The following is a 24,103-nucleotide window of genomic DNA, read 5'->3' on the forward strand; positions in this document are numbered from 1 at the left end:
GCTAGCGGTGCTCGCGCAGGCGCACCGCCCTCGTCGCCGGCGCGTCGCCGCCGGCCGCCGGCTCGCCGCCGGCCGCCGGCTCGCCGCCGGCCGTGGGCGCCGCCGGCTCGCCGCCGGCCGCCGGCGCCGCCGGCGCCGCGAGCACGGCGCGCGGGCGCGCGGGCCGCGCCGAGCTCGACGGGGCGAGCGCGGCGCCGGCCGCAGCGAAGCCGCTCGCCGCGGCGGCCACGGCCGCCGCAGGGGGCGCGAGGATCGCGGACGGCGGGAGGGGCGAGGCCTCGGGCGCCTCGTCCGCCGCGGGCATCGCCGCCGGCGTGTCCTGCCCCGGCGCGCCCCGCGAGGCCGCCTCGCCGGCGGGCGGCGCGCCCGCGACCTGCGCCGCCCCGCGCCCCAGCCACGCGAGCGCCGCCGCGCCCCCGAGGAGCACGGCGAGCGCCGCCGCCGCGGGCAAGGCCGCGCCGCGCCGGCCGCGGCGCGCGCGGGCGTCCCCTGCGGGATCGCGCTCGTGCCGCTCGGACGCCGCCGCCGTCGGCGCCAGCGGCCCGCCGGGGTGCGTCGCCATCGCGGCCGACGCGGCGCCGGGGAGGGCGTAGGGGGGCGGCACGGACGCCGCGGGCGACGGGCCCGCCGCAGGCGGCACGGACGCCGCGGGCGACGGGCCCGCCGCAGGCGGCACGGACGCCGCGATCGTCACCGCGGGCGACGGGCCCGCCGCGGGCGGCACGGACGCCGCGATCGCCGACGCGCGCGGCGGGTCGACCGCGGACGGCTGCGTGGGCGGCGCCGACCCCTGCGCCCGCTCGGCCACGACGCACCACGACCCCGGCGCAGCGCCGCGCGACCCGGTCAGGGTCGGGGCATCCTCATCGACCACCCTCGGGCGGTCCGGCGCCGGCGGCGCGTCCACGGTCTCGTTCCCCATGGCCCTGCGCAGGATGCGCGCCGCCGTCAGCCGCGCGCGCTCCGACCCCAGCGGCTCCAGCAGCGACACCAGCTCGGCGACCGTCTGCGGGCGGCGCGCTGGGTTCTTCTCCAGGCACATCAGGAGGATGTACTCGAGCTCGACCGGGATCTCGGGCCGATACGCGCGCGGCGGCACGGGCGGGTCCGTGACGATGCTGACGAACAGCGCCGAGACGGCCTCGTTCTCGAACGGCAGACGCCCGGTGAGGAGCTGATAGAGCGTCATGCCGAGCGCCCAGATGTCGCTGCGGGCGTCCACGGTCCGGGTGTTGCGGATGTGCTCCGGCGACATGTAGCGGGGAGAGCCGAGCACCACGGAGGAGGCGGTCAGCTTGGCGTTCAGGCCGAGCGCGCCGGCCTCCGACGCCTTCGAGATGCCGAAATCGAGCACCTTGATCAGGGTCGAGCCGTCCGCGCGGCTCGCCAGGAACAGGTTGCCCGGCTTGAGGTCGCGGTGGACGATCCCGAGCGCGTGCGCCTCGGCGAGGGCGTCGCAGGCCTCGATCACGTAGCTCACCGCCTGCTCGACCGGCAGCGGGCCCCGCGTCTCGACGAGCGCCTCCAGATCGATGCCATTCAGGTGCTCCATCACGAAGTAGGGCAGCTCCTCGTCGGTCTGCCCCACATCGATGACGCGCGCGATGTGCTCGCTGGCGAGGGCGGCCGCGGCCTGCGCCTCGCGGAAGAAGCGCTCGAGCGCGCCCGGCGTCGCGCGCCCCTCGGGGAGCAGGAACTTCAGCGCGACGCGGTGGCGGAGCGAGACATGGTGCGCCGAGACGACGAGCCCCATGCCGCCGCGCCCGAGCACCCGCTCCACGCGGTACTTGCCGCCGATGATGTCCCCGACCCGGGGAATCCTCCGCGACGGAGCCGGTTCCACCGCTTCCCAGCCTGCTTGGGCCATCGACCGATGAGTATACACCAGCACCCCCGGGGCCCCGGCAGAATCCTCGCCCTCGACGCCACCCGCGCCGGCCGCGCGGGCGCCGTGTGCGACACGCCCGCTTCCAGCCCCACCTGCGGTGTGCGACGCGACGCGCGGGGGCCGCCGCGCTGCGCGCTGGCTGGAGCGCGGGCGCGGCGAGCGCGGGCGCGGCGAGCGCGGCGAGCGCGGCGTCGTCCGCGCCGACAACGGCGCGGCGCGCAGGCGCCGGCGGACGTCCGCGCCTCGCTTCCGTCGGCCGGTATTCCGCCGATCGCGCGTCGACTCGCGATCTCGACCTCGACGAACGCGCGCGCCTCGTCGGCGACGATCCAGATCTCGTCCTGTCCGGGCGGTCAGGCGCGCCGGCTGGCTTCTCCTGGAGGATGGGCGGCGCGCGTTGCTATGCTGTCGGCCGTTCACCCCACGAGTCACCCCACGAGGTCTCATCGTGCATGAATTCACCGTGACAGGCCCGCTCGTCGGCGGGGCGCTCATCGGCCTCAGCGCGTCGCTCCTCCTCTTGTTCAACGGGAGGGTCGCCGGCATCAGCGGCATCTTCGGAGGGCTCCTCTTCCGCGAGCGGGGCGACACCGCCTGGCGCGCGGCGTTCGTCGTGGGCCTCCTCCTCGGCGGCATCGCGCTCGCCGCCGCGCATCCCGCGGCCTTTCCGCCGGCGGGCGACGGCCGCTCGCTCGGCCTCCTGGTGGCCGCGGGGCTGCTCGTCGGCCTCGGCGCGCGGCTCGGCAACGGGTGCACGAGCGGCCATGGCGTTTGCGGCCTCAGCCGCCTGTCGCTCCGCTCTCTCGTCGCCACCATGACGTTCATGGCGACCGCGGCCGTCACCGTTTACGTCAGCCTGCATGGGCTCGGAGCGGGGCGATGAAGCAGATCGCGCTCGCGCTGCTCGCCGGCGCGCTGTTCGCCGTGGGGCTCGGCGTCTCCGGCATGACCCAGCCGTCCAAGGTCGTCGGCTTCCTCGACGTCGCCGGCCGCTGGGACCCGAGCCTCGCGTTCGTGATGGCGGGCGCGATCTCGGTGCACTTCCTCGCCTATCGCCTCCTTCGCCGGCAGCAGCGCGCCGCCTCCGAGGGCGCCCCGCGCTTTCCCCTCCTGGCCGATCGCCTGTCCCTGCCGACCCGCACCGGGGTCGACGCGCGCCTGCTCGGCGGCGCCGCGATCTTCGGCGTCGGCTGGGGGCTGGCCGGCTATTGCCCCGGGCCGGCGCTCGTCTCGCTCGCGACCGGCTCCGGCGCCGTCCTCGCCTTTGTCGCGGCAATGGCGGCCGGCATGGCGATCGAGCATTTCGCCGCCGCGTCGAGGAGCGCGCCGGCGGACACGGGGACGGCGGGTCGAACAGCGCGCGACCCGTGACCCGTCGCGCCCGAGGCCCGACGGCTGACCCGCCGCATCGCGGCCCGCGCGCCGGGCGGCGAGGGCGCTGCGCAGCGCCGCGCTGCGCAGCGTCCACCACGAGCCGGGCGGCGATCACGGCACGATCTCGACGTGACGGTGGTGCGCGCTCCAGGCAATTGCCTTGCGGCGAACGCCCCCGCGATGTAATGCTCCTCTCCCAATGCTCGATGCTGGCCGCGGTCCGCCGCGGGCTGGTGGACGAGCATCATCGGGCTTTACCAACGCTGGGAGCGCGAGCCATGAAGCTTTCATTCGGCCCCTTTCTGGGGGCGACGGTTTCCCTTTGTCTGTTATCCGCCTGCGCCGAGCACGTCGACTCGACCGAGCTCGATTCCGCCGAGGCCGCCGCCGAGACCGACGCCGAGGCGGCCCTCGAGGCGGCGAGCGACGAGCAGCCCTTCGAGGTCTGGGCCGTCGACCAGTCCGACACGAGCGGGCTGACGTACGGCGGCACGCTCTACATTTACGATGGCCAGGCGCTGTCGACCGGCCGCGGGGTCACGCCGGCCGTCGCGGAGGTCATCGACCTCGGGGGCGACACCGCGTCGCTGTGCTTCGACCAGACCGGCGCCAATCCGGTCCGGCCGCACATGCTCTTCTTCAACGCCACGCGCACCCACGCGGTGCTGTCCTTCGTGGCGAGCGGCCACGTCGTGATCTTCGACGCCGCGACCCGCGCGCCGGTCGCGTGCCTGCGCGCGTCGCAGGGCGCGGACGGGGCGCGGCAGGCGCACGCCGCGGTGCCGGCGCCGGACGACTCGTACATCCTGGTGGCCAACCAGAACGGCAAGCTGCTCGAACGCATCTCGACCGATTACGCGACGGGCACCTTCGCGTGGGACGCCGCCGCGAAGCTCAACCTGGCCACGTGCGTCGCGCCGAGCGGCGATCCCTGCCAGTTCCCGGGCATCCGGCCCGACAACGCGCCCATTTGCCCCATCATCGACCAGGCGGGCGCCTACGGCTTCATCACGCTGCGCGGAGGGGGCCTGTTCGTCGTCGACCCTGCGGCGACGCCAATCCAGATCGTGGGCGAGTACGACGTGGGCGCCGTGCACGGGAACGGGTGCGGCGGCGTCGAGGCCGGCGGCGCGATGTTCATCAACTCCGGCGGGGGAACGGCGGCGAACCTCGATCAGTTCGACGTGTACCGATTCCCGCTCACCGGTTATGCGCCGACGAACCCGGTCAACACCCCGCCACCCCAGGTGGTGTTCACCGACGGCTCCGCGGACCGCGACGCCCACGGCATGCTGCTGACGAAGCGCGGCCGCACCATCTGGGTGCTGGACCGGATCCAGGGCGTGGCCGAGGTCTTCAACGTCAACACGAACGCGCACGTGGCCACCGTCGACCTGAAGGGCCCGCTGTCGAGCGATCCTGCGCCGGACCTCATGGATCTCTCGCCCTCGGGCAACCGCATCTTCGTGACCCTGCGCGGCCCGACGCCGCTGAGCGGCGATCCGCACGCGTCGGTGGGCAGCACGCCCGGGGTCGGCGTCGTCCAGGTCACCCGCGGTGGGAAGCGCGGCAAGCTCAAGCGCATCACGCCGATCACCAACATCGACGCTGGCGGCGTGCAGCGGGCCGACCCGCACGCGATCCGGGTGCGCCTGCTCTGAGCGCGCCGCGGCGGGGGAGGCGAGGGGACGCTCGCGCCGGTCGAGGCGTCCCCGGCAGCGCGGCGCGGCCACAGCGGGCCGCACGATCGAGGTGCGCGTCCCAGGCCTCCTCGTGGAGATTCAGGAGGTAGGGGCCTTCGATGCCCGCGGGTTCGGCCCCCTCGGGCTCGGCCTCTTCGATTCGATCCACCCTATCTCGCCTCCCTCACCGGCTCTCCACGCGCCCGATGCGCATCGATCGTGGATGCGTTGGTTTGCCCGAAGGACATCGAGCGCAGGACGTCGGCTCGCTTCCGGAGCCTCGCCGCTCGCCAGCGCCCGCGGGCTCCGCCGAGATCGCCCGCGCGCGGCGGTCGCGCGCCGAAGCGTCCCCGAGGCCTCCGGCGACGTGCGAGCGAGCGGCGGTGACGAGCGCGCCCAGCGCGGGGGCGGGCGGCGACTTGACTTTCGGATCGCGTTTGGATCTCCTGGCCCGCTATGGGAAGCATGGTCGAGGCCGCGGTGAAGACCTACATCGACGCGGCGAGCGAGCGGGACCCAGAGAAGCGGGCAGCGATGCTCGAGGCGTGCTTTGCGGCTGACGGGCGCGTCGTCTCACGCAGCCGCGAGATCCGAGGGCGCGCAGCGGTCGCCGAAGAAATCGCGAAGCTGCTCGCGGATCCGCTGCTGGTGCGAATCCGCATGCTCAGCGTCATCGACTCGGGGAACACCACGTTTCGATTCCGTTCGGTCGTCGAACGTAGTAATGGCGAGAATCTCGAGTTCTTCGATGCTGGGGAGGTCGACGCTACGGGCCGCATCTCGCTCCTGCTCACGTTCGCCGGCCCTCTGCGTGAAGCTGCTGACGCGTGACGGCGGGTCGGTAGGGACGCTGCCGGCAGCTCATGTCACGACGGTCCCCACGCCGCGTCGATCGTAGCCGTACTCGCGATCGTTCATCCCATCGAGGGCTGCCGGCAGCCCCATGCGCGATGATGTAACCCGGGCGGCCGCTACGCGGAGATTGACTTTCGAATCGCGTTTGGATCTCCTGGGCTCATGGGCCGCATCCAGGTAAACCGAGTGGCGTTGATGGGCGCCGCGGCGACCGCGCTGATGCACCTGCCATTCTTGCGCGGGTATGGCTACTTTCGCGATGAGCTCTATTATCTGGCCTGCGCTCGGGAGCTCGACTTCGGCTACGTCGACCATCCGCCGCTCTCGATTGCGCTCTTGTGGCTCGTGAGCCGCACGCTGGGCGAATCGGTGGTCGCCCTGCGATGGGTGCCCGCGCTGGCGCATGCGCTCACGGTCGCGATCGCGGCGTGCACGGCGCGCACGTTGGGGGGCGGGCGCGCGGCGCAGGTGCTCGCCATGCTGACGACCGCGCTCGCGCCCGTGTACCTCGGGCTCAGCTCGTTTTACTCCATGAACGCGCTGGATCTGGCGCTCTGGGGCGCCAGCGCGTGGTTCTTCGTGCGCGTGCTTCAAGAGAGCGACTCCAAGACCTGGGTGGCGCTCGGGGCGACGCTCGGGCTCGCGCTGCTGAACAAGCTCGGCGCGCTCTGGTTGATGGCGGGCATGGGCGTCGGTCTCCTGTTGACGCGCAGAGATCTGCTGCGGACACGCGCGCCTTGGCTAACCCTGCTGGGCGCGCTGGCGTGCGGCGTGCCGTACCTGCTCTGGCAAATGAAGCACGGCTGGCCCACGGCCGCGTTCTTGCGAGGGGCCACCCAGTCGAAGATGGCGGAGGTGTCGTGGGCCGGCTTCCTGTTCGGGCAAATCGAGATGATGCACCCGCTGTTTGCGCCGATCTGGCTGGCCGGGCTCGGCTATCTCGGGATTGCTTCACGCGGTCGGCTGCGCCCGGTGTCCATCGCGTATCTGGCGATCTTCGCGCTGCTCGCCCTGAGCGGGAAGGGCCGCGCGAGCTACCTGGCTCCGTACTACACGGTGTTGCTCGCGGCGGGCTCGGTCGTGGCCGACGGCCTCCGTCGGCGCTGGGTGAAGCCGCTGGTCATCGTCGCGGTCGCGCTCGGCGGGGCCGCGACGGCGCCTCTGGCGTTGCCGATCTTGCCGGTGCATCGCTATTTGGCGTACGCGAGAGCTCTCGGCGTCGCTCCGGCCACCGAAGAGAAGAAACACGTGGGAGCGCTCCCGCAGCTGTACGCGGACATGCACGGCTGGGACGCGGTGGTCGCCGCGGTCGCCCGAGCTTACGCCACGCTCGAGCCCGAAGAACGCGCGCAGGCCGGCATCTTCACGGCCAACTACGGCGAGGCCGGCGCCGTCGACCTCCTGGGGCCGAGCCGCGGATTGCCGCGGGCCATCAGCGGTCACAACAATTATGGGCTTTGGGGGCCGCGCGGTGTGAGCGGAAATGTGCTGTTGGTCGTCGTCTCTCCGCGTGATCGAGGGCGGCTCGATGCGCTCTTCGAGGAGGTCACGCCGGTCGCTCCATTGAGCTGCGGATTGTGCATGCCTTATGAGGCCGAGTCCTGGGTGTTCCGCTGCCGGAGACCCCGCGTGTCCCTGGCGGCTGCTTGGCCGAGCCTGATCCACTACGATTGAGCGGCGCGATACCTCCGGCTGTTCGTCCGCCGCGCCCCTCCAGGCGCCCCCGATCCCCCGGGAAGGCGGCGACTGCCGCCGGCGTCGGACGGATCTACCCTATGGCGCTGGACAGCATTTGGGCCTTGCGGCGCAGAGCCGATCCGTGAGACGTTCCGTGAGGGAGGTCACGAGAGGCGACGAGCTCGATAGACCTGGTCCGGCGGCTTCGGCTGACCAATCGACGGATAGTTGGGCAGATTCACGTATTCTCGGTGCCTTCTGTGTCGCGATAGCTGATCGGTGTTTGTGCGTAGTACTCGATGGATCCATAGCTGATGGACAAGCAAGTCGATGTCGTGGTTGTAGGCGCCGGCCCGGTCGGGCTCCTGCTCGCGATCGAGCTCAAGCTGGGCGGCGCCGGTGTGATGGTGCTCGAGCGGCTCACCGCGCCAAGCGTCGCCCTGAAGGGGACTGCCATCGGACCGCTCGGCGTGGAGGCGCTCCAGCGCCGGAGCATGGGCCCAGCGCTCGCCGAGGCGGAAGATCGTCACTTCGCGGCCATGGGACCGGTGGGCGTGGCGAGGCGGGCGCAGGCACACAGGTCCAGGGGGCATTTCGCCCTTCTCCCTCTCCGATCAGAGGCAGTGGGCGAGCCCGAACGGCGCATGCTCTGGGTGAACCAGCAGGGCGTGGAGGCGATCCTGGGCGCGCGGGCGGCCGCGCTCGACATCGAGGTACGGCGCGGGTGCGAGGTCACGGGCTTGGACCAGCATGACGATGGCGTCGCGCTCCACTGGGCTTCCCCGGACGGGCCGGAGCATGCGCGCTGCGCCTGGCTGGTCGGATGTGACGGAGGGCGCAGCTCGATCCGCAAGATGGCCGGTTTTGCCTTCCCCGGTACGCCGCCGAGCCAATTCATGTACCAGGCCGTGCTCGACCTCGACCACCCCGAGCGCCTGCCGCGCGGGTCGACCCGCACGCCGGAGGGCGTCGTCATGAACGGACCTCGGCCTCGCTGGATTGCGATGCACGACTACAGCGGTCCGCCGGCTGATCGCAATGCGCCCGTCACGCGCGAGGAGATCGAAGGCGTGCTGCGCCGAATCAGCGGCGCGGATGTCCGCGTGACGGCGATGGAGCAGGCGAATCGCTTCACGGACAGCGCACGTCTGGTCGACGCGTACCGCCGGGATCGCGTCCTGCTCGCGGGTGATGCGGCGCACATCCATTCGCCTTTGGGCGGCCAGGGGCTGAGCCTTGGGCTGGTCGACGCGGCCAACCTCGGCTGGAAGCTCGCCGCCGTCGTTCGCGGCGACAAGCCGGACAGCCTGCTCGGCAGCTACACGTCCGAGCGGCGGCCCGTGGCCGAGGCCGTGCTGGCCAACACGCTCGCCCAGGTCGCGCTCACGCGGCCCGACCCGCAGTCGAGCGCAATGCGGCAGATCTTCGCGAAGCTGATGGAGATCGACGCCGTGAATGACCATCTCGACGGACTGACGAGCGGTCTGGCCACGCGCTACGACCTCGGCGCCGAGCGAGACCTGGTCGGACGCCTCGCCGGCGATCGCCCGGTCGGCCGCGCCGACGCTCGAACATCGCTGTTCGCGGAGATGGCGGAAGGCGAGGGCATATTGCTCGACGCGTCTCCTGACGGGCACGCGGCCGCTCTCGCCGCCGGGTTCACGCGGGTGCGCTGCTTACCGGCCGACGCAGGCCCGTCGATGCTGATCCGCCCCGACGGGTGCATTGCCTGGGCCGGCGACGCGGGAGACGTCGAGGGGTTGGTGGACGCGCTTGAGCGCTGGTTCGCGTCCGCCGCTCCCCGGCCAGGCGGCTTCCAGGAACGGTCATGCTCGACCGGGCCATCGTCCTCCGCGCCGGCGCGATCGGCGCAGCGAACGTAGCCGACGACGTCACCACTGGCGAGCCGTCCTCGGCGTCGAGACAGGCGGAAGTTATCGAAATTGCTAACGCTTCCGGCGGCTGCTCGTCCCCAACCGGTTTCTCTGGCGGGACTCTTCCACGGGGGTGAACCGTCGCGATCCGTCGCTTCCGCGGGGATTTCGGGAGAGGCCGCGGCGCCGGCGGGCTCCGTCACGAGCGATTGCGCCTGCTCGCGCGCCTGCTCCGCCGTCGCGAAGGGCCCGTGCACCTCGGCGAGAGCCCACTGGAGACGCTGAAGCGCGGGGCGCATCGCGAGCGCGGAGCCCGCGCCCCTCCGTCGGGCGAAGCAGGCCGCCGCGCCCGCGCCGAGAGATCAGCGGAGGATCTCGGCCCCTGCGTCGCCGCCGGGCGGCGCTAGTGGCAGCTCACGGGCCGCACGTCAGGCCGCGGGAGGCGGCGATCTCCCTGATGCGGTCCAAGCAGACCTGCAGTTCCGCATCGTTGACCGGCAGGGACTGGGGGCCGTAGCCCGCCCACACCCCCGCGCACTGTTGCGGCTCTCCGAGCTGCTCATTCGCGGGCGACGCGGCGATGCCCGTCCCAAGGTCTCCTCCGTTCCAGGTGATGTGCGTTTGACCTTTCAGATAGACGAACGGGTAGTTGAATGACTCGTAGTCGATGCAATCAGCGTACGCCGTCTCATTGGCGACGAACGCCTGCCACGCGTCCAGCGTCTCACACGGGCACGTCGGCGCCGTGGGCTGGCAGGTGCCGCTCTGGCAGGTGAAGCCCGACCCGCACGAGCCGCAGTCGAGCGTCCCGCCGCAGCCATCGGCGATCGAGCCGCAGGTCGCGCCCTGCGCGGCGCAGGTCGTGGGGACGCAGAGCTGGGTCTCGCAGTTCGTCCCCGTCCAGCCGGGATAGCAGAGGCACTCGTACTGGTTGGTTCCGTCGACGCAGTCGCCATTGACGCACGGGCTCGCGGCGCATTCGTCGATGTCGATCTCGCAGTTCGTTCCCGTGAAGCCGGGCGCGCACGTGCAGGTGTACCCGCTCTCGGTCGCCGCGCAGGCGCCGCCGTTCTGGCAGGGGGCCGAGGCGCAGGGGTCGACGCAGGTGCCGCTCTGGCACAAGAGGCCTTCGCAGCACGGGAGGGTGGCGTCGCACGGCGCGTTCACGGGGAGGCAGCCGCCGCCCTGGCAGGTCGGATCGCCGACGGCGATGTAGTCGTGCGCGTGGCCGGCGTGCGCGTTGATGCAGCCCTGCTCGCTGGTCCTGACGATGGTGTAGGGGTGCTTGGCCGAGCCGGTGTGGTGGCAGATGGTGGTCTCGCCGTTGACGTCGAAGTAGCTGCACTGCGCGGCGGTCAGCGCGGCCTCGTCCGCGCCGTGGTGCTCGTCGGTCCCCACCGGCTGCGAACAGCCGCCCGCGAGGAGCACGAGGCCGCTCACGGCGAAAGCGGGGAGGAGGAAGGCGGTGCGCAGAAGCGTTCTTTCATGGTTCATGGGCGCTCTCCAGCTCCCGGGTCGGGCACCGGCAGGAGGGCCGGGCAACGCCGGGAAGTGACTGACGGCGTAGGGTGGATCGCGGAGCCGGCCGGCCGGTACCCCGACCTTGTGGGGATTGTCAGGAAAGAGCGGGCGTGGTATCGTGGCGGGTTTCCGCGCCGCAGCCTGACAATACCGCGCTCGCGTCGACCGCGCCGCAGCCTGACATCTCCCCGCTCGCGTCGACCGCGCCGCACCTGCGGGAGCGCGAAGACCCGCCGGCCCGTGGTGAAGACGTGAAGATCGAGGAGCGACTCGCGAGCTGCTTCCTTTGCCATGCATGCCCCTTTCGTGAGCCTGGGATGGTCGCCCGGCACGATGCCCTGTCACGACAAATCGCGCGCGCCGCCGCGCGCGGGCCCTCCCGCACCTCGGATCTCGGCCGGAGCGACCGAGGGAGGCCAGGAGCAACGGCGGCCGTCTGCGTGATGGACAACGGACCGCGCCCCGCGCAAATCCGCCCATGGGCCGCCCGGCTCGTGGGCGCCGGCGGACTTGGCCATGCGGCCAGCAGCAAGCGACGTGGTGCCAGGTCCCGTTGTTGAGCGGCGACGGCGAGAGGGTGACGGAGTTGCCGTTCGTGCCCGCCCCGTCCTGGTAGATCTCGACGGACGTCCCGGAGGACGTGCCGCTGAGCCGCCCCGAGAGGAAGTTGCAGGCGCCCCCGACTACCCGGTTGCCGATGAGATCGCCGCAGCCGTTGCTGTTGAGCTCAGCCGGTCAGACTTTCGCTTCCTCCCCGGGACAGGTAGACTTCGACATCATGTTGGCTGTCGCCACCAGTCGTTGTCATCCCATGGGTGCCACACTTCTGCTTGTCCTGCTCCTCGCCGGCTGCGCTCCGCCGGCGACGTCCGCGCTCACAACTTGCCAGGCGCTCGCCGCCGCGCGCCTCTCGCGCAACGCGCCCCTGGCCGGCATGCTCGCGGGCTCGCCCGACGCGCTCGCGCGGACCCTCGCGAAGGCCGCGGGTGACCCCGTGACCCAGGGGCCGCGCGCGGCGACCGACTTCACGGGGCGTCCGGTCACGCGCTGGGACACGGGCGAGGGGCGCGTCGAGCGCTACAACGACGAAAACGGGCGGTTCCTGCTCTTGCGCTGGTGGAGCAAGCGTCACTTCACGCCCCTCGACGGCTCCCGCGCCGAGAGCGACATCACCAGCGTGCTCACCGCGCTCGGGCTGACGCCTGACGCGCCGCCCGTTCTGCGGCAGCAGCCGGACCGCCTGACCATCCACGTCTCCCGATCCTACCGCGGGACACAGCTCGTCTACTACAAGAGCGACCTCGACGGCGCATTGCAAGCGTACGAGATGGAGCGTGGCAACGAGCCCGAGGGCCTGCGCGCGCAGATCACGGTCGGGCCGTTCTTCGACCTCTCCAAGGTGACGACGACGATGTCCAGTGAGGACGCGAAGCGCGTCGGGCTGCTCGCGGCGCGGTGCCTGCACGGCGCGCCGGACGACGCGATGTCCGGGAGCCAGCCGATGTTCGGTATTGCCAACGAGACGCTCACATACGTAGTCGGCGTCGGCTGGGGCGACGAATGCGAAGATAAACGCTACGTCCAAATGCATGTAGACGCGGTCACCGGCGCCGTGGCGGACCCCGGCGTTGTCGGCTCAGGCTGCATCCAATGACGCTGGTCCTCCACCGAGGTTCCACCGAGGTTTTCTTCGCCCACGTCCCCCGGAGCACCACCGACACCGTCTGCCCGAGGAGCTGGCCGAGGAAGATGCCTTCGCCGCCGGGGAACTGCGCCTCGAGGTTCGCCTCGGCGAGCGCGAGCTGGGCCGAGTCAGCCCCAGGCGCCGCCCCTCGCTGCGCTCGGGACCACGCAGCTTAACGCCAGTCGTTGGGCCGGCAGAGCGCGGGGACGCAGGCACGATCCCGAAACAGGCGGCAGCGCATCGAAGCGCCCGGAAACGGGGCGGCGAGCGAAGGAGAATCCCTCGGCGCTGCGCCGCCGGGCCAGGCGCCGACCCCGATCGGTGACGCCGCGGGGCCCTTCACCGCCGGCGGCGCAATGGCGGAGGGTGCCCCGTCGGGCCACACCGGAGTCGCCCTCGGCGGCGAAACAGGCGGAAGCTAGCAAATTGCTACTGTTTTCGGCGACCGCTCGTCATCGATCGGTTTCTCTGGCGGTATTTCCGTGCGGGTGCCGGGCGAGTGGAAGAAACGCCAACCATTTCAATCACTTCCGGCTGCTCTGTCGCGGCATCAAGCGCCGGTGTGGCCCAACGCGGGCCCAACCCGCCCCCGTCGGCCGCCGCTTCGTCTTCTGCCGCCGAGGCAGCCGGTACGTCGGCCGATGTCGGCGTCTGGCCCGGAGGCGCGGCTCCCAGGAAGCGGCCTTCGCCCGCCGCCCCGGCCTCCGCTCCCTCCGACAGCCGAGCGCCTCCGACCGCTCGGCCCTTGCCTCGCAGCTCGGGGATCGCCTCGTCAAGGGGCGCGAAGTCTCCCAAGCCGAGCTCCGCGACCTTACGTGCGGCGCGCTTGTAGTTGTGGATCTGGTTGCTCGACCTGTGCCCGGTCCGATCGGAGATCCACGTCTCGGTGCGCCCGTTCGCTAGCTTGATGGTGATGAAGGTCGCGCGAGTGTCGTGCAATCGAATGTTTAACCTAGATTCCGTGGTCTCGAACAATTCAGGCCTTGCGATCCCGGCGCAACGCAGGTGATCTCGAAAGCTCTTCGCCCCATCACGACCGGGTAAGGGTAGCCCGCTTGGCCTGGAGAACACACGCTCCTTTGGGGGACACATCGCAAAGTAGACGCGCAGCGCCCGCACGACATCGGGCGAGAGCGCCCACGCGCGCGGGTCATCGGTCTTGTTCTCGTCAAGAACTACGGCGCCTCGCTCGAGATCTAGATCAGACGGCTCCAGCCTGCCAGCCTCGTCTGCACGCATCCCCTCACGGATCAGAAACCCATAATAGATCCGATAAGACAGTGGAATATCCACCGCAGCCATGAGGCGCCTGTCCTCGTCGGGGTAAAGAGAGCTTTTTGCCTTGTTGTTGTCCGCCTTGGGAACCCATCCACGTGGCAACGGATTATTGGCAATGATGCGCGCCGGATAGGTCGCGAGCGCGAGTATCCGGTGAATGACCTTCGCGATACCTTGACGCGAAGAAGCCTCAAGATGCCCCGGCAGCATGGCGATCGCGCGATCCGCGTGATCGAGCGTCAAACGAGAGAGAGGAACGGGGCCGAGCACATCCAGAACATGATTCAACTTGTGCCGGTACTGCTCCGGACGTCGGAGCGGTTTCACATGCAGTGGGTATTGCTCGGCGAGCCTTCCAGAAACAACCAACTCCGCGAACTCAGCGAAGGTTGTTTCCTCGCTCGGGCGGGGACGCGCTTCGCCCCTGCACAGCTGGTCGAGCGCGAGCCGGACATCACGGAGCGCGCTGCCGTCGCGCGCGGCAGCCTGCTCCAGTAGCGGCATGCCGAGCACGATCTGCCCGGCTGCGAGCAGGCGCCCCGCGAGCTCGGCCAGCACCTCGAGCCGCGCGTTGGCTTCGTGCTCGGTCCGGCACGTCGGCAAGCTGAACGTGCATCGCCCAGCCTCGCCCAAGCTCAGGCGCGCGGTCCACATCTTCCCGCGCAGTCGGACGGAGCCGGAGCCGTTCGCGCGCTTCTCTCCTGCTGCGCGGGCGCTCGGCGGCTTCGGGCGCTCCGTAGAACTCGCCACTACCAGTGAGCTCGCGCCGGGCGCGGCTCCCTGCTCCGGCGGTGAGGGGCGCCCGCTGGACCGGCTCGGCCGCGTGCGCCGGTCGGTCGATGGCGGTGCAGGAACAGACGAGGTGGGGAGCGAAGGCGAGCGCTTGGCACGCGCCCGCCGGTGGGGTACGTCGGTCATGGGTCGGTCTCCGGGGACAACGGGGGTCGATCAAGGGCTCGTCCGGCGTTGGCGCGTCGGGCGGGCCCGCTCTACTTCTGCGGCAGCCTACCACGGCTCGCGCCTCGGGGAGGAGCACTCGCCCGGCCGCTGCGTGCGCAGGGGACGGGTTCGAGGCCGGCGGAGGCCAGCACCGCGGCAACGCGCGTGCGCTCGTCCGCCGCTGCGTCACGGCCCGCCGCCGGTTCCTCGGCGAGCGCCTGGAGGTAGGCGACGAACGCCTCGCGCTGGACGAGGCGGAGCTTACCGAGCTTCGTGACGGGCAAGGGGAAGCCCGGCGCGCGAATCGTGTCGAGGAAGACGCGCGCCGGGATGCCGGTGACCACCTCGACGTTCTTCTGTGAGAGCATCTCCGGCGGCGGCGCCGTGATCGTGAGCCCGTCGAGCGGGATCGCGAGCCTCGCGGTCGCCGTCGCCGTCGCGGGCTGGTCGATCACTTTGCGGCTGAACCGTCCGCGTACGGGCGTGTCCAGAACCTCCTGCTCGACGGCGAGCATGACGCTATCCGCCTGACGCAGGGCGAGCTGTGTCGATGGGCGCGCGAGAACCGCTCGTGCCATGCCGTACCTCCATCCGTTTCGAGTCCGCGCGCAACGGTGACCGACGCGGCCGGATGGGGCCCGAAAAGGTAATTCTGCGCCAAAGGTAATTCGACGCGAGATACCCTTGGAGGCTCGGCGCGCAAACCGTTGGTGCATCGCGGGGTTAGGTGTTCTGGGGAGCTCCACAGAGGGGCCGAAAACGGGGGAAATGAAGGGCTCGATTTGGTAGTTCTGAGCGCCCCCTCGGCCGCGCCCAGAGCCGACGCCGAGGCGTGCGCCTCGGTCGGCCCGTCGGGTAGACCGCGGGCCCGCGCGCCCGCGTCGAGACGATCGAGTAGGCGCCCCCCGTTGCCGGGGGGCGCCTCTCACGGAACTGCGTATTCCGGCCGACCCGGCCACCCATTCCGCGCACGGCGGCCACAGACAGCTCCGAGAGAGCGGATGCCCACCCCCGGCCCGTGCTCGGCGCTCCGCGCCTGCGCGCGGTCCGCCCCTCCCTAATCGCGCGCTCCGCGCGCTCAGGGAGGGATGCGCCGTCCGGCACGTGCTCGCTCCGTTGCGAAGCCCGAAGGAGAGACAAGGGACATGCGCCGTGCGTCAGGACATCAGCCCGAGCACGAAGAGCGCGTCGGACCAGAGGGGCCAGAGCGAGCGGTACGGGTGCGTGGCCAGCACCACGCCGCCGCTCGGCAGGCGGCGCACGTGGAACGGGGCGTGCTCTTCGAGGAAGCGGACATGCTTGCGCGTGGTCGTGTCCACCCGCCAGGTGGGGAGGCCTTGGATCTCCTCGATCTGATCTGTCAGCTCCAAAATCTCTCTCGCGCGCGGCGCGGCGGCGCGCCACGCGTCGTCGGGCACCGCCGATGCTTCGAGAGCGTCGAGCAGCGCCGAGGGCGGTGCCGCCAGCGCCTTGAGGACGGTGTCGCGGGAGAGCGAACGCGCGTGCTCGCTGCCACCTTTCATGGCGACGCGCGCACCGGCTGGCGCGGCTTCCACCCGCGCGCGGAGCGCATCGAGCGACATGCCTGCGGCGCGCTCGATCTTGCCCTTGTCGTGGAGGTGCACCCACGACAGGGCGAGATCGCGCGCGAGCTCCACGGCATTCGCGTTGTAGGTGGCGCACATGTCGACCGGTGCGACCCAGTCCCAAGCGTTCGTGCACGCGCCGGTCGGGATCCGTCCGCTCGCGTCTGGCGCGCAGAAGCGGAGCAAGAGGTCCTCGAGGTCGTCCTCAATCACGAGCCACGCCACCGCAGCTTCGACCTCGATCGACCGAGGGCCACTGCCCAAGACGAGATTGAGGTCAGGACGGAGAAAGTCCGACTTGTCGCTGATGCGCAAGACCAGAGGGCCGAAAGGACTGAGGCGTTCGCATTCTTCTGTGTAGCACGCGATGCCGAAGCAGACGTCGCGCTCGGGGTGGCGCAGCACGACACCGGACGAGACGTCCGCGTTGATCCGTCCGGAGAAGTTGGCGCGGACCGTCGCGAGCACCTCGTCCATGGAGTGCGTTTTGCGCCAGATGTCGTTGTCCATCGCCACGCGGATGAGGTCTCCCGGGATCACCAGCGTCGACAGCGCTGCCGCGAGCGCGTCGCCCCGGTCCACCTCCTCACACCACGCGTAGAACATGGGGCCTGAATCGCTCATAGCCGGATCATCATGATAGACTTGTTGCCCACGGTGACGGGTTTGCCCGTGAGCAGATTGACCATGTAGCCGTCCCGCGCGCCGATGTTCACGTTATCGAACTTCGCCCCCTGCTTCATGATGACCTCCAAGCGGGCAACGTCGCCATCGAGCCCCCACTTCGTCTTCAGCGTGTCCATCGCGTTCGTCAATTGCTCGATCACCTCCTTGACGATCACCTTGTCCCCACCTTTTGCCTTACTGAGAATCAGCTCGCTCCCTCCGCGCACCGACACGAAATCGGGAGCCTTCGCCTCGATGGTACCAGGGCGTCCTGTCTTCGGAATCTTGAGCACGTCGCGCACGCCGTCGTCGCCGACCCCGATGAGCGCCCTTCCGTCGTCCACCAGGAACTTGGCCGCCTTCTTCTCGAAGATGTTCACCGGCTTCGTCGTGATTGCCCCGGTGAGCCCCTTGTACCCCCTGACACGGTTCGTCTTCACGATTTGGGCGAACGCTTCCTCGATCTCGGCGATCTCCCCGGCCACCCGGATCGCGGCCGGCCGCAGCCCGCTGCTGGTCTTGACCGCGCGCCACATCGGTCCGACCGCGCCGAGCCCGAACCCCATCCCCGAGAAGATCCGCTCCTCGTCGCTCAACTCTCGCCCGGCCGGCAGGCACCACGCCTTGCCGGTGACCGCCTCGCACAGGTCGAGCGCCGGCCCCACCACCGGCACGAACCCCACCCCGATGCGCGTCGTCGCGTGCACCAGCGTCTGCATCACCCCCGCGTACGCCTCGGCCCCCTCGCCCACCGTCGACATCGCCCCCGCGAACGCGCTGATCGTCTGGTGGAGCTGCGTCTGCTCCAGGTCGAGCCCGTCCCCCGTCCACTGGTTCAGGCTGTCCTTCATCTGGTCCGCCAGCGCGTCGAACCTCGGCTTGAGCACGGTGTCCACCACCAGCCGCAGATCCGCCGGCACCGGCGTGTCCACGAACCAGTCCGACGCATCCATGTACCGCCGCACGAACGCCGTGATCCGGTTCTGCGCCTTCAGGAACACGTTCGTCTCCGCGAGCGAGACCCCCATCCGGTCGCGCAGCGCGATCTCGAGCGCTGCGCTGTTCTCCCGCCACGCCCTCACGTTCGCCACGAAGTCCGCCCGCGCCACCACCACGCCGTCACTCACGTCCGCCTCAAGCGCCGCGAGCACCGCGTCTGCGTACGCCGCATAGGGATCCCGCCCCTCGTCGAACGCCCCGTCCACCTCCGCGATGTCCGGCACCTCCACCCACGGCACCTCGTTCTCCCCAAGCGCGTACGCCTGCGGGTCGTCCGGGTTCCACCCCTCGGTCCGCGCGTCCTGCGTCGCGAGGTCCGCCACCTCGTCCGCCTGCGCGCCGAATTCGTCGAGCAACCGGCCGAGCTCGCTCTCCAGGTCGCTGACGCTCCGCTTCAGGTCGTCGACCAGCTGCTCCATCGCCGCCCGCGTCTCCGCGTCAACCACGTCCTTGTACCGGTCGAGGATCGCGTCGAGGTCGGTCCGCGAGATCTCGTCCAGCGGGCGGCTCACCAGGTCGTGCAGCTCGGTGTCGAGCTGCTGGAGCAGGTCCATCCTCGCACGCAGGTCGGCGATCCTGGCCGCGTTCCGGACGAGCCCCTCGAGCAGCCTGGTGATCGCGGTCTCGAGGATGGCGATGTCGCGCGCGAGCACCGGGTTGACCTCCGCGAGGCGCAGGTCGACGTCGGTGTCGCCCTCGAAGCCCGTCCCATCGCGGCGGATGTTGAAGAGCGGCTTGTTCAGCCCGAGCGGTTCCGAGACGAGGTGCACCACGTCCTGCGCGTGGGTGCACCAGTCGCCGCCGTTCACGGTGTGGACCCTGAAGTGGAAGTCGTTCCTGCCCATGTGGAGCAGCACCGAGTCGAACTCCGCCCCGAGCCTGTTGCTCTGCGAGCCGTCACCTTCGGTCTGCAGCGCGCCCGGGACCCCGTAGGTGGGCAGGGGCACGTCGTTCACGTCGAAGAGGGTGTCGCCCTCATGCTCCAGCTCGGGCCGTCCGCACGACGTGAGGTCGTGGTGGCTGACCCAGCTCAGGCGGTACGGCGTGCCGGCCCACGCGAACGACGGCGCCAGCACCGCCAGCACCGTGACCAGCGCGACGAGCTTCTGCAGCACCCCGGCGCTCCGCCCGTGCAGCGCGGCGAGCCGCTTGAAGGCCGCGGCGCTCCGGCCGCGCAGCGCAACCTGCTTCGAGCCTCTCATGTCCCCTCCGCGCCGCGCACCGCGGCATCGTAAGCCATCGCGGCGCCCTTCACGTCGCCCGCGTCCAGCCTCGCCTGCGCCACGTCCAGCGCCGCCGCGGCCATCCCTTTCGCCCGCAACGTCGCGAGCCCCGCCGCGATCTTCTTCGGCAAGCCCGCCCTGAGCTCGACCTCCGCCGCCTCGATCGACCCTCGAACTGCCGCGCACCCCGCCTCGCGCCACGAGCCCCGCGACGTGTCGCAGAGCGGCCGCATCTGCGCCAGCGCCGAGAGCTCCCCGCACCGCTCCGCGAGCAGCGGCAGCCCGAGCTTCTCGCTCAACGGCGGCGCCGCCGACAGCGCCGCCGCCCGCGCGCTCACCCCCGCGCGGAACACCTCTGACGCCCGCGCGATCCGAGATCGCGCGATCGCTTCGCGCGTCACATCGTCCCCCCCCAGCACGCGCAGCGCCTGCCGCCGCAGCGCGACGCCGCCGAGCAGCGCCGTCGCCGTCGCGTCGCTCCGGGTGACCCGCCGCTGCACGTAGCCCAGCATCGCGCTCAGCGACCGCAGCGCCCCCGACGTCATGTCCGGCACCGCCGCCCCGTGCGTCGCCAGCACCTCCTTGTGCGGCGCGATCGCCTCCTCGAACGCGAACGCGAGCGCCCCGAGCTCCGCCGAGAGCGACATCACCTCCGCGGTGAGCTCGCCCGGCGTCCGGCTCGCCTCGCGCGCCGCCGACAGCACCGCCTGCTCCACGCCGTCGAGGCCGTCGATCCCCGAGCGCGACGCCCGCTCCGAGAGCGCCACGTACGCCGCCGTCTCCGCCGCCTCCGTCGCGCGGTACGCCGCGAAGCGCGCGGCCGTGCTCGCGTACCTGGCCTGCAGCGGCGCAGCCTCGTCCCTCGCGCGCGCGAAGACCGCCCGCGCGGCCGCCATCGACTGCTTGTCCGCCGCGAGCGCGGCGGCGAGCGGGGCCTCCTCGGCGCGCGCCTTCTCGGTCATCGCCTCCTTGAAGCGGTCGGCCGCACGGACCGGCTCTTGATCGAGGAGCTGTCGCTGCTGGCCCTCGGCATACTCGAGCAGAAAGCGGAGCTCGCCTTGCAGCGTCGCGCCGTACGACTCGGCGTTCCTCTTCTCGTCGCGCACGTACGAGATGACCTTGTCCACGTTGCGGAGCCAGACCTTGAGCTGGTCCTCGCTCGCGGCGAGATCCATCATCGACACGTCGCGGGGCAGCTCGGCCCACATCTCTATCGGCAAACCTCCGCGCGCCTCCACGTGGCTGTACGCGTCGCCCGGGCTCCGGTTCGAGCCCACGCAGTAGTCCTCTCCATCGCTATTCGCGGGCGCCGCGCAGAAGCGCCCGAGCGTGTCATCGCTCGGCTCCCACAAGCACCCGGACGACGCCCCCGCGCCGAGCGCCAGCGCCGCTGCCACCACCACCAGCCCCCTCGTCGGGCGCCGCATTCTCTCTTCCATTCTCGTGGCCTCCCCTGCGATGTCTCTCGCCCGCGCACGCTCGTCCGTTCGCCCCCCCCCGAATGCAAGCCGCCACACAAAAGCGCTCGGACATTGTTCATCCGAGAGCCGCGCCACGGGATCGAGCAGGCGCACCCCGTTGCCGGGGGGCGCCTCTCACAGAACCGGACAAGTGCTGTTCACATCCGGCTCTTCGGGGCCGGGTCGAGCACAGCGGATGGCGTCGGTCAGTCGGAGCGCCTGCCAGCGACCAGGGCGCCGCCTCCGGCAACCGGCTGGCCGTGCACGACCCGCTCGGGCCTGGCGAGGCCACTCCCCGGCGCTACCCGGCCGCGGCTTCGTGGCGCCCTCGACGCGGGCCGTCTCCGTAAGGCTCTTGGCGCGGTCGCGGGCGTGAGCCTAGGAGAAGGGAGCGAACAGACAGACTGAAAGCCGCGAGCCGTCCTTCAAGGTGAGGCGCGCGTCCTAGTGATCGCGATGGCGTTGAGCCGTTCCGGTGCGAGATCGAAGCGTCTGGACGCGTTCTCCAGGTGCGCGCAGCACGCGCGCGGGTTACTGCGTCGCTTCCCAGGCGCGCAGCGCGCGGGCGAGGGCTACCACCTTCTCGGGTGACAGCGGCGGCTTGGTGGCGTTCTTCGTATGGAAGCGGCTGATCTGAGAACGCTCCACGCCGGAGAGCTTCGCGAGCTGGGCTTGGGTGAGGCCCCGCTCGAAGCAGCGGGTCATGAGCTCGCGGACGTCGGTTTCGCTGCTCTCGCGAGCGGGAGACCTTGAAGGCGAAGCGGCGGGCGCGGGCTCTGCGGCAGGCTGGCGCAGCGTCGAGATCAGCCCCTTGATGACCGACGATCGCGACACCTTGTCGGCGAGGCCGGGCGGCGCAACGGCGCGCTGGCGCTCGACCTCCGCATCGATGGTCTCGACCTCCCCCGGCGTGAGCCGGACGTGGACCATGACACCGGCGACGGTGCTCCGGTCTTCCTTCGGGGGGCGGCCCATGCGTGCCATGCTCTTGATCCTTTCCTTCACGGCTTCGTCAACCTCTCGACGCTCTTCTCCGGCGACGATGCGCACGATCGCGCAGAACCGCGGCCAGGGCTGCGCGAGCGCCCACGCGCGGAAAGCGCCGGGCGGGTCCGCGTGCTTCAGGATCTTCTGGCAGAGCTCCCGGGTTGCCGGTTCGGGGTTCGGCTCGGCCAGGGCATGCCGAACCGCTGCGCTGCCCCAGATCTTGCACGCGATGGCGAAGCTCACTCTCTCGACCTCGCGAGCACCTTTCGCACGGTTTCAGCCGCCCAGCTACCGCCCCGCTTCGTCCGGTATCCCTCATCGGTCAGGGTCGCGGCGATCTCGCGCAGCGAGAGGCCCTCGGCGCGGAGCGCGAGGATCCGATCCACCGTCGCAGCCTCGTCCTGCACGCGGGCGATGATGCGCCGGCCGTTTGCATCGGCCTCCCCGGTGTGAATCCACCCGAGCGCCGCCCCGCCGAGCCGCACGCCATCGGCGCGGAGCTGGGCCAGCGCGTCGCGCGTGCGCTCGGCGGTCGCTTCGCGCTCCCACTGCGCGACCGACGCGAGCACGTTCAGCACAAGGCGCCCCGCGGCAGAGCGCGTGTCGACCGAATCGGCGACCGACAGAAGCGAGAAGCGCTCGGCGAAATAGCGGGCGATCAGCGTGTCGAGGTCGCGCACGCTGCGCGTGAGCCGATCGAGCTCCACCACGAGCAGCGCGGAAGCCTGGCCAGCGTCGAGCGTGGCAAGCGCGCGTTGCAGGCCGGGGCGAGCGAGCGTCCTGGCGCCGACGCCGGGGTCTTCGATGATGTCCACGAGGTCCAGATCCATCGCCGTCGCGTAGGCTTCGAGCTTGGCCCGCTGCGCAGCGAGGCTCACGCCGCCTTCTGCCTGGTGCTCGGTCGAGACCCGCACGTAACCGATCGCCCTCGTCCGCTCGCTCATGTGTATATTATGTATCTCAATATATACACGATCAAGGGGATCGCCACCGACCTACGGCGGCGCTGCGAGGGCGGTCCCGTGGCGCACGGCGCGGCAGTGGTCGAGCAGCAAGTCTCATTCGCGATGGAGGGGCTGCGACAGGCGAACTACGCGCCCCGCTTCACCGGGCGTGCGTGGCCATGCGGATTCGCGTCGCTCGCCCGGCGTGCGCCGCCCGTGGAGCGTCTACTCGTCGCGGTTGACGTAGTATCGATCGATCGCGTCGAGTACCTGCAAGACGGCTCGCGCTTTGATGAAGAGCTCCCGCTCGCGCTTGGTCTTGGCGTTCAGGCTGGCGTCGAGGACGGCAGCCCAGAGCTGGTCGCGGTCCCACGGGCGCACCCCTGGGAAGCCGTCGAGCACCGGCGTTGCCTCCGCGATCGTGGTCAGGTCGGCTTCGGTCAGCCTGATGGCCGTCATGATGGGGGTGATGGGCCTCGGCAGCTTCCTGCGGCGCCGTCGCTTCTCGGCTCGGTCGCTCATCCGCGCCTCCGGAGCTTCCGCGTCAGCGTCTTGCGGGCGATGCGCAGCCGGCTCGCGACGGTCGCGGGGTTCATGCCGTGCCGCCGGGCGTGCTCGGTGAGCGGTTCGGGCTGGTCGACGACGAGCAGCGCCTCGAGTTGCCATAGCGGGAGCTCGGTCAGCACCTCGAGCGTCTCGCGCGCCTCGACCTGCGCGTGCAGGTTCGGGCCGGCGAGATCCCGGAGCAGGCCCAGCGGCTCCGCATGGAGGACCGCGCGGCGCACCCAGGATGACCCGAAGTAGTGCGAGACCTTCCGCCACGCGATCCCGTGAATCCAGCCGCGGAGCGCCCGGCGCGGGTCCTCCCGCGGGTCCGGGCGGTATAGGCCGCGCCTCACCGAATCCCAGGCGCCGATGAGCACCTGCTGCTCAACGTCGGCGCGGTCGCGCGCGGGCACGCCGCTGGCGATGAGCACGGCCCGGATGAGGGACCGCTCCGCGAAGATCGCCTCCACCGGCGGGCGCTTCCTTGGATGTCGTGCGGCAGGCGGGCGACGAGCCCCCTTCCGCGGGCGCTTCACCCGCGCCTCCTGTGATGCTCGGGGGAGAGCCGCAGGCCGGCGGAGCCTTCTACGGAGGGGGAAGCGGACGGGCGAGCCGCCCGTCCTGAAGGCGGATCGGTTCCTTGGCCCGCCGGGGGGCGTAAGTATACAACGGACATGTCGGACCTCGCGCTATCGGGGTTCGGCCACGCCGCCCGGGGTGTTACCAGCACCCGCGGGCGGCACTTTGCTTGTCCGGCGAGCTTACGTGGTCAGCACGAGAAGGGCAATCGATACCCACACTCGGCGGCGACCAAATCAGGCTGTCCGGGGCTTTGACAACGAGACGGTCGTCTCGTTGTCAATCTTCCTGCGCGATGTCGTGGTCGCTCGCGACGCGGCATCTATCAGCCCAGCTCCCAA

The 24,103-nt window shown here is 70.9% G+C and carries 18 protein-coding genes; 7 read left to right on the forward strand and 11 right to left on the reverse strand.

Annotated elements, in window-relative coordinates; genetic code table 11:
• Position 1 precedes the first annotated feature (1 nt).
• The gene (locus tag WME83_RS13210; protein ID WP_437319636.1) at positions 2 to 1,843 is read right to left on the reverse strand and encodes a protein kinase domain-containing protein; all 1,842 of its coding nucleotides are present in this window, start codon (positions 1,841 to 1,843) and stop codon (positions 2 to 4) included.
• Between the two features lie 493 nt (positions 1,844 to 2,336).
• Here WME83_RS13210 and WME83_RS13215 point away from each other — a divergent pair, with 493 nt between their 5' ends.
• The 6 genes from WME83_RS13215 (at position 2,337) to WME83_RS13240 (ending at position 9,359) form a co-directional block, all read left to right on the forward strand.
• Positions 2,337 to 2,771, forward strand: a complete 435-nt coding sequence (locus tag WME83_RS13215) for a YeeE/YedE family protein (protein WP_437319637.1) — start codon at positions 2,337 to 2,339, stop codon at positions 2,769 to 2,771.
• Positions 2,768 to 3,259 carry a DUF6691 family protein gene (locus tag WME83_RS13220; RefSeq protein WP_437319638.1) on the forward strand — a complete coding sequence of 164 codons (492 nt, stop codon included), beginning with the start codon at positions 2,768 to 2,770 and terminating at the stop codon, positions 3,257 to 3,259. Before WME83_RS13215 ends, WME83_RS13220 begins: the two co-directional genes overlap by 4 nt.
• A gap of 281 nt (positions 3,260 to 3,540) precedes the next feature.
• Positions 3,541 to 4,923, forward strand: a complete 1,383-nt coding sequence (locus WME83_RS13225) for a hypothetical protein (RefSeq protein WP_437319639.1) — start codon at positions 3,541 to 3,543, stop codon at positions 4,921 to 4,923.
• Between the two features lie 477 nt (positions 4,924 to 5,400).
• Entirely contained in the window at positions 5,401 to 5,775 is a 375-nt protein-coding gene (locus WME83_RS13230; protein ID WP_437319640.1) for a nuclear transport factor 2 family protein, read from the forward strand.
• A 186-nt stretch (positions 5,776 to 5,961) separates the two neighbouring features.
• Positions 5,962 to 7,473 (forward strand): ArnT family glycosyltransferase, encoded by a 1,512-nt coding sequence (locus tag WME83_RS13235; RefSeq protein ID WP_437319641.1) that lies wholly within the window; start codon positions 5,962 to 5,964, stop codon positions 7,471 to 7,473.
• Between the two features lie 317 nt (positions 7,474 to 7,790).
• Positions 7,791 to 9,359, forward strand: coding sequence for an FAD-dependent monooxygenase (locus tag WME83_RS13240; protein ID WP_437319642.1), 1,569 nt, complete (start codon positions 7,791 to 7,793; stop codon positions 9,357 to 9,359).
• A gap of 405 nt (positions 9,360 to 9,764) precedes the next feature.
• On the opposite strand, the gene WME83_RS13245 is transcribed toward WME83_RS13240, so the two are convergent.
• Positions 9,765 to 10,844 carry a calcium-binding EGF-like domain-containing protein gene (locus WME83_RS13245; RefSeq protein ID WP_437319643.1) on the reverse strand — a complete coding sequence of 360 codons (1,080 nt, stop codon included), beginning with the start codon at positions 10,842 to 10,844 and terminating at the stop codon, positions 9,765 to 9,767.
• 805 nt (positions 10,845 to 11,649) lie between these two features.
• Between WME83_RS13245 and WME83_RS13250 the strand changes: the two genes are divergently transcribed.
• The gene (locus WME83_RS13250) at positions 11,650 to 12,525 is read left to right on the forward strand and encodes a hypothetical protein (RefSeq protein WP_437319644.1); all 876 of its coding nucleotides are present in this window, start codon (positions 11,650 to 11,652) and stop codon (positions 12,523 to 12,525) included.
• A 459-nt stretch (positions 12,526 to 12,984) separates the two neighbouring features.
• Here the strand turns inward: WME83_RS13250 and WME83_RS13255 are convergent, their stop codons facing one another.
• From WME83_RS13255 to WME83_RS13295, 9 genes are all read right to left on the reverse strand, one after another.
• Positions 12,985 to 14,487, reverse strand: a complete 1,503-nt coding sequence (locus WME83_RS13255) for a tyrosine-type recombinase/integrase (RefSeq protein ID WP_437319645.1) — start codon at positions 14,485 to 14,487, stop codon at positions 12,985 to 12,987.
• 335 nt (positions 14,488 to 14,822) lie between these two features.
• Positions 14,823 to 15,287: a hypothetical protein gene (locus WME83_RS13260; protein WP_437319646.1), complete on the reverse strand. Its 465-nt coding sequence runs from the start codon at positions 15,285 to 15,287 to the stop codon at positions 14,823 to 14,825.
• Positions 15,288 to 15,929: 642 nt separating this feature from the next.
• On the reverse strand, positions 15,930 to 16,964 hold the full coding sequence (locus tag WME83_RS13265; protein WP_437319647.1) for a hypothetical protein: 1,035 nt from the start codon (positions 16,962 to 16,964) through the stop codon (positions 15,930 to 15,932).
• 14 nt (positions 16,965 to 16,978) lie between these two features.
• Positions 16,979 to 19,225, reverse strand: a complete 2,247-nt coding sequence (locus tag WME83_RS13270; protein WP_437319648.1) for a hypothetical protein — start codon at positions 19,223 to 19,225, stop codon at positions 16,979 to 16,981.
• Positions 19,222 to 20,673 carry a hypothetical protein gene (locus tag WME83_RS13275; RefSeq protein WP_437319649.1) on the reverse strand — a complete coding sequence of 484 codons (1,452 nt, stop codon included), beginning with the start codon at positions 20,671 to 20,673 and terminating at the stop codon, positions 19,222 to 19,224. The genes WME83_RS13270 and WME83_RS13275 overlap by 4 nt, the downstream gene beginning before the upstream one ends.
• A gap of 564 nt (positions 20,674 to 21,237) precedes the next feature.
• Positions 21,238 to 21,936, reverse strand: a complete 699-nt coding sequence (locus WME83_RS13280) for a helix-turn-helix domain-containing protein (protein ID WP_437319650.1) — start codon at positions 21,934 to 21,936, stop codon at positions 21,238 to 21,240.
• Positions 21,933 to 22,637 carry a recombinase family protein gene (locus tag WME83_RS13285; protein ID WP_437319651.1) on the reverse strand — a complete coding sequence of 235 codons (705 nt, stop codon included), beginning with the start codon at positions 22,635 to 22,637 and terminating at the stop codon, positions 21,933 to 21,935. Before WME83_RS13285 ends, WME83_RS13280 begins: the two co-directional genes overlap by 4 nt.
• A 225-nt stretch (positions 22,638 to 22,862) precedes the next feature.
• Positions 22,863 to 23,159, reverse strand: a complete 297-nt coding sequence (locus tag WME83_RS13290) for a hypothetical protein (RefSeq protein WP_437319652.1) — start codon at positions 23,157 to 23,159, stop codon at positions 22,863 to 22,865.
• On the reverse strand, positions 23,156 to 23,653 hold the full coding sequence (locus tag WME83_RS13295) for an RNA polymerase sigma factor (RefSeq protein WP_437319653.1): 498 nt from the start codon (positions 23,651 to 23,653) through the stop codon (positions 23,156 to 23,158). The genes WME83_RS13290 and WME83_RS13295 overlap by 4 nt, the downstream gene beginning before the upstream one ends.
• Positions 23,654 to 24,103 lie beyond the last annotated feature (450 nt).

It is taken from the genome of Sorangium sp. So ce385 (assembly GCF_051474135.1).
GTDB classification, from domain to species: domain Bacteria; phylum Myxococcota_A; class Polyangia; order Polyangiales; family Polyangiaceae; genus Sorangium; species Sorangium cellulosum_D.